This window comes from uncultured Odoribacter sp., from assembly GCF_937966165.1.
GTDB lineage: Bacteria > Bacteroidota > Bacteroidia > Bacteroidales > Marinifilaceae > Culturomica.
Genome location: NZ_CALCLB010000007.1, coordinates 1 through 6,554 on the forward strand (window position 1 = coordinate 1; position 6,554 = coordinate 6,554).

5 protein-coding genes are annotated in these 6,554 nt (G+C 40.2%); all 5 read right to left on the bottom strand.

The window, feature by feature from the left end; all coding sequences use genetic code 11:
* Window positions 1-410: 410 nt before the first annotated feature.
* Window positions 411-1,775, bottom strand: a complete 1,365-nt coding sequence (locus tag Q0465_RS02975; protein WP_298612613.1) for a BACON domain-containing carbohydrate-binding protein — start codon at window positions 1,773-1,775, stop codon at window positions 411-413.
* Between the two features lie 104 nt (window positions 1,776-1,879).
* Window positions 1,880-2,719, bottom strand: coding sequence for a DUF4302 domain-containing protein (locus tag Q0465_RS02980; RefSeq protein WP_298612615.1), 840 nt, complete (start codon window positions 2,717-2,719; stop codon window positions 1,880-1,882).
* A gap of 13 nt (window positions 2,720-2,732) precedes the next feature.
* Window positions 2,733-3,635 (bottom strand): putative zinc-binding metallopeptidase, encoded by a 903-nt coding sequence (locus tag Q0465_RS02985; RefSeq protein WP_298611075.1) that lies wholly within the window; start codon window positions 3,633-3,635, stop codon window positions 2,733-2,735.
* A gap of 31 nt (window positions 3,636-3,666) precedes the next feature.
* Window positions 3,667-5,220, bottom strand: coding sequence for a RagB/SusD family nutrient uptake outer membrane protein (locus tag Q0465_RS02990; RefSeq protein ID WP_298612617.1), 1,554 nt, complete (start codon window positions 5,218-5,220; stop codon window positions 3,667-3,669).
* Window positions 5,221-5,232: 12 nt separating this feature from the next.
* Window positions 5,233-6,554 (bottom strand): TonB-dependent receptor (locus Q0465_RS02995; protein WP_298612619.1); only part of this gene is annotated, 1,322 nt, incomplete at its 5' end.

Sequence of the window (6,554 nt, forward strand, 5' to 3'; positions counted from 1 at the left end):
TTCACGTTGTTTATGTTTTATATATAATTGGTATACAGTAAGTTATAAAACACTTACCAGGCCTGGATTACCAATAAAAACGAACATATAATATTGAAGAGAAAAGGAGAGAAATAAAATAATGTTTATTTATATTAATTAATGTATTGTACACGAAATCGATACAGTTAAAATTATTAAAATTTAATTTTTAATAAATAAACAAAATCGTAATCAATTTAATATTTATAATAAGCCAAGAATGCTGAAAAATGAATATGAATAGTTATAAGAAATAGGAAGGAAGGTAATGATATAGAAATAAATACTCGAAAAGTATTAATAACTATCTAAAGATAATAAGTGACAGACATAAAAATAGCCCCGGAAAATCATCGTTTTCCGGGGCTATTTTGAAAAATTACTAAAATTTATTTCTCTGCTACCGCTTTAACGGGAGAAATAGTTTGTGAATCTGTCCTAAGAACTGATTGCATATTCATTCCATTTGTAGAAGAAGAAACCTTGGTCATAGTCATATTTGTAGTGACAGGATCAACATTGTAAGAATACCAGCTAGTCGTTCCCACTTTGATAAAATGATAACCTACACCAACCAGCGGTCCATTACTAACAGTTCCCATTACCCAGGTAACAGTATTACCTGTCCTTTTACTTTCCATACAAGTGTAGGATCCGGTAATGACACCATATTCTGCTGTAGCTCCTGTAAAACCAGGCTTATTACCTTCGGCATCCACACCCAGACTTGGCTGATTTTTAACCGAAAGTTTTCCAGTACTTGCATTGAAATCCATAGTAAAGGGGAAATCTTTAGCCAGACTTGAACCACCCCAACCGTATACCAAATAAGAAGTTCCTGCTACTTTTTCGACAATTTCCACTTCAAGGGTTACAGTACTACCGTCACTCTTAGATTTTGCATTTAGCTTCCAAGTTCCCAGATAGTCTGTATAAATATAAAGCCTTTGAGTTACATTGATCTCAACACTATAACCGTCCAGGCTTAAAGTTACTACAGCCGTACGGGCAGTGGCTCCAGTATTCTTTTGAGCTATAAGATTTACATAGTTGCTGCCCTTGCTAACACTTAACCAGGATGCACTGGATTTAGCCGTGAATGTTCCTGAAGCTTCTACTGACACTTTCAGGGTTTCTCCGTCATTGGAAAGGATTACGTCTGTGTTTTCTGGGATTAAAACAATACCATCCTGAGTAACATCAACAGATACTTTAAAAATAGTAGAAGTGATTGTTACGGTTGTTTTGCGGATAGGTTGTGCTCTATTGTCAGTAGCTTTCAAAATCAATGAGTCACCACTTACCCGTGTTGACAACCAATCAGCTTCAGTAGCTGCCGTAAAAGGCATGTCACTATTCACCAATATAACAGTCTCGCCTGCTTCTATAGGGAGTAGAATTTCTGTTACTTCAGGATCCGGTGCTTTATTACCGGTCTGGGTTACAGGTACACTTCTTTTTAAACCATTTTGCTCAATAATTACTTGCCCGGTACGTCCAGTAATTGAATTGTTAGGAGAAGCCGTAACAGTAATCGTTTTTCCGGAAAGGGACACGGTAAACCAATCCTGATCAGCAGTAGCTGTGGCACCGGGAGCTTTCAGTTCAATAGTTCCCGTTCCTCCGGCTGCCTTAAATATTACTCCGGAATTATCAATACCCAGTTCAGGAACTGTAGTATCATTTTCTTCGTCGGAGCACCCTGCCAAAAAGAGGCAGAGTGTCATTATTAATAAACTGAATATTTTTTTCATATGTGATTTTTTTAATCCTAATTTATAATTAGAGATATCTATTAAAAATTCTTTTCCGAATTTGAAGGTTCATTTCTATAAATTATTTACTTAATAATTATTTATCAATGAACTCCAAATCTGACATCAGCATCCGGGTCAGTACAGATAAAAGAACTCTTCTCATTATCCCAATTGAAATTCTCCATTGTTACTTTTCCTTTAAAAGTAAAAGGTTCGTAAAGTTTTATCCCTGAAGGTGTAAAAGTAAAAGCTAAAATTTCTTCCTGTATGGTTGTATCTCTGGCTTCAATTACTTCATAGGATATTTCCAATGTTCTTTCTACTAAAGAGGCTTGGCAAATAGTGTCTCCTTGTATATAAAGATTGTAATATCTATAAGAAGATTTTTTCTCCATATCAGCAATACTTTGGTAATAAGCTTTTGGGTCTACCGGTTCATCCAGACGGGTCATGACCAGTTTGTTATCATATTTCTTTCCTTTTAATATGATCTTATCCGGCTTCACATCCATAAACACGAATTCATAATCCCCGGCCATACCGTCTACATCAGCGGAGCCGTTCGGTTCTGTGAAATGATGCAGAATTTCATTATAGGCATTGAACGTCAGCACCGGTCCCATATCAGAGATGATCTCATACTGGGAAGTTACGGTATCTCCGGCTGCATAATTCCGGGTAGCTACTTCTGAGGAAAGGGTAACATAACCGTCGGCTGTAAACTTAGCCATCATGTTATATCCCCCCACAGAGTGATTTTTCTCGGGATAGTAAGCCAGCAACCAGCCGTTTTCAGCAGCGGCCAGGGTAGCCCTGTATTCCTTCATGGCAGCCGCGATTCTTTCGGCAGCAGAAGCATCAAATATGTCTTTCTCGTCCTCTACGCAGGATTGCAGGGAGAAGAACGGGAGAAGAAGGAGTAAATATAGTATTTTCTTCATAACAGACTATGTATTAAATTTTTGTTAAATCCAATTGGTCCAGACTATTTCCACGTCTCTGAACGACACTGCGCAATTCATAGATGTCGATATTCCAGGAATTTTTCAGGTAATCCTTTACGATCTCGAATTTTTGTTCAAGCAGGGCTTTACCTGTTTCCGTGTTTCCGTCAGCTACGGTATTGGAAGCTTCAAGTAATGCCTCCCATGCGTCCTGATCCCGGGTAACGAAAATAGAGATCATTTCCACGAAATCTTCATCTGCACTGTAACGGGCATAACGGCTGATAAATCCTTTTGCACGGGCCAGTGCTTCTGTCTGGGAGCCGGAGCTCCATTGATCTCCGATATAATCTTTACCGGTAATGTTCTGGTATTCTGTAGAATAATTCTTTGTCTGATGCAGGATGTGAGCGAACTCATGGTGCATTGTTTTCAGGTAGTCACTGTTGAGTTGAGCCGCCGTCACTGTTTCCGGATCGATGTCATTTACTTTGTAAAGCGTGATCTTTAATCCGCCTTCGGCTGTACCCAGAACGACTGTATTGTTTGTATTATAGGCACCGGAACCGATCATGTGGATTACACGGGGAGTATAGGTGCGGGTAAAAGTCAGTCCTGCCACTTCGTCGTAAGCTTCGAGCCATAGGTATTTGATTACTTTAGACAAAGCCACGCATTTATCAGGTAAAGCCGGAGCCAGGGTATACTTCATATCCGACTCGATATCCTCCATTTTGTATTTTACCTCGATATTATAAGGATATACATAGTTATACAGCAGCCACTGGTCAAATTCACTTCCCTCTTCACCATCCGTAGGGAAGATACTGTGACCGCTGGGTTTGTCATCATCGCAGGAGCAGAGGCATCCTGTCAATGTAAGAGCTAACAGATATATTATTATTTTTTTCATATTCATACTTTATTAATAAGTTATGTAAGTACTATCTCGGATTCGGCGTCATTCCGGCACTGATTACATCAATCGGTAACTGAACAGCCCGGCGCGGATCCGTCGGAGTAAGAGAGTCTGTGGCTGTATATTCTTTAGACAAACTTTCTGACCACCGATAAATCTGAATTCCCAGGCGTTTTATGTCAAACCAACGTAAACCTTCTGCAATGGTCTCTATCCGGCGGAAATGGATCAGGCAGTACATAAAATTTTCTTGTTCCTGACTCATAGTGAAATCCGGACTCATTCTATTTTTAGCACTGGGTGCTGTTGCGGTGGAAAAAGCCAGTTTAGAGTAATAGTCATTCACTTTTTCTCTTGTCAGATCGAAATTAACGTTTACGTGCTGTTGCATCCATAAATTTAAATCTGCTGTAGCATTCGTGAAATCATTTTTCATGATATAGGCTTCTGCCCGGCAAAGGAGGACTTCATCTGTATGAAAAGCCGGATATACGGTACGGATATAACCAATACCTGCTTCCCGGTCGGTATATTCAAAAAGATAAGGTAATTTTGGACTAGCAACAAAATCGCTATAATACAGAGGAGACAGATAAAATAACTTAGCTACATAATCACCCCACGGTCCGTTTGTTCTGGTAGTTGCCCGTTTTGAAAATTCTGCTGAATTCATGAATCTTTTTCCTGTATAGTAGTTTCCGTATAGCAAAGCCATTTGCGTATAGTCTGTCATCAATAGCAAATTAGCCGGATGCTCTACCCGGATATAATCCTCCGCGATAGGACCGTATTCCTGAGTAAATGTTGTATAAGACTTTACATCCCGCAGCATCGCCTTCGGATTTGCTGTCAACACCTCGTTTGCGCATTCAATCACTTTATCGTAATTGCGGGTATATAGATAGAAGCGTGCAGCAAAAGCATAGGCAGCTTTCTTATTGAAGTGATATTTCGGTACGGTATAAATGTTGTCATCTACTAGTGGAAGTCCTTCTTCAATGTCTTTCTGGATTTTTTCGTACACTTCTTTTACCGTTCCCCTTTCATAATGAGGGGCTACTGTCGTTTCCGGGTGATCCATATAAGGAATCCCAAGATCTGTAGAGCTGGTTTGTTCATTATAGCTCATACAAAAAATATTTGCCAGAACAAAATGATGGTAAGCTCTCGATATTAAAGCCTCTCCTTTTTGAGCACTTAAGCTTTCAGGGTTGCCCATTTTTTCAATGGCTTCCAAAGCTTGATTAGCTGTTGCAATAGCTCCATAGTAAGTTTCCCATACACTTTTAATAGATTCGTTTCCATCTTCTGTCGGATCTTCCCAGAAATAGAATTGTTCCTGCATTCGTCCATTAGAGGAATATTTACTCGTACCAACATCTACAATATTATCTGACATTGTTTCTGTTGCCAAAATATGTAAATGTGTAGCGTAAGCTGTAATTAAAAGGTCCGTTATTTTTTTATCAGTATCCAGCTCTGTCCGGTTATCCGGAACCGTACTCAGATAATCGTCGCACGAAACACTGCCTAAGGCCAGTGCTGTGACAAATAGTGATATAATGTATTTTTTATTCATAGTCATCAATTTTTATAAGCCTAACCTTAAAGTGAATGTAAACTGCTTGGGTACAGGAGCGGCAACACCACCGGAACGGAAGAATTCAGGATCCTGGCCGTTCAGTTTGTCATCGGCATAGATTAAGAACAGGTTTGTTCCCTGTAATTTCATGGACAGGCTGTTAAACCCGATTTTTGTGATAAGCTTTTTGGGGAAGTCGTAGGAAAGGGAGATTTCTTTCATACGGATAAACCCGCCGTCAGCTACACGTACGTCGGAATTGTTGTATGCATTGTATGCATATGACAGGCTACCGTTCTTATTGTGCTGGCGTTTACTTGAAATCACGGGTACATGGGTATATCTTTCATCTCCCGGGATCATCCAGCGGTTTTTGAATTCCTTCGGCATGGCATCGAGGTCGGAGTAAGAATATTTGAATACCGGGTCCAGACGCAGTTTGTTTCCGAAAGAATAGGTCATAAATACATTCAGTTTTAATCCTTTATAAGAGAATGTATTTCCGAAACTACCCGTAACGGTTGGTTCGCTCGGTCCTTCGTATCTCAGGAAGCTGATATCATTACTTTCCTGGAAGTTGATGTCAGAGACCGTAACTTCTTTTTTCTCATTTAGGAAAGTAGGCAGCCCGTCTTCATTCAGTCCGAGGAACGGGATAGAGAACAGACAGCGTACCGGATAATCCTTCATACCAAACCCGCTGCCTGTAATCATATCGATAGCCCTTTTTGAAGAATTCATTTTTGTAATTTCGTTCTTTGTATAAGAGAAAATGAAATCGGTTGTCCATCGGAAGTTTTTCATGTTGATGTTTGTCGTTGACAGGGAAACCTCCACACCGTGTGATTTCATTTCAGCAACGTTGGCCATTTTATCCACTACACCGCCAATACCCATGGTTGTTGTAGATCCAATCAGGTCGTAGTTGTTCCGTTTGTATACGTCCACACTTAAGTTAATCCGATCGTTGATGAATCCCATGTCTGCCCCGATATTGAGCTCGTGTTTCTTTTCGTAGGTCAGTTCGCTGTTTTCAATATCATAAAGTTCCAGGGCCGATTCCTGTGCATTGGTTTGAGGCCTCCAGGGATTTTTACTCATAAATACGGCTCGGGAGTTGGTTACATTTGACGGGCCGCTGTCAGCAGTCAGACTGTAGGAAGCTCTCAGTGTAAAATGAGACAAAGCCGGTTCCAGTGATTTGAAGAACTCTTCTTCATGCATGTTCCATGATCCGGCAACGTTCCATGTCGGAAGCCAGCGTGCATCACGGCTTTTACCCAGTTTATTGGTACCTTCGTAGCGGACCGTTCCGTTGACGGTATAGCGGC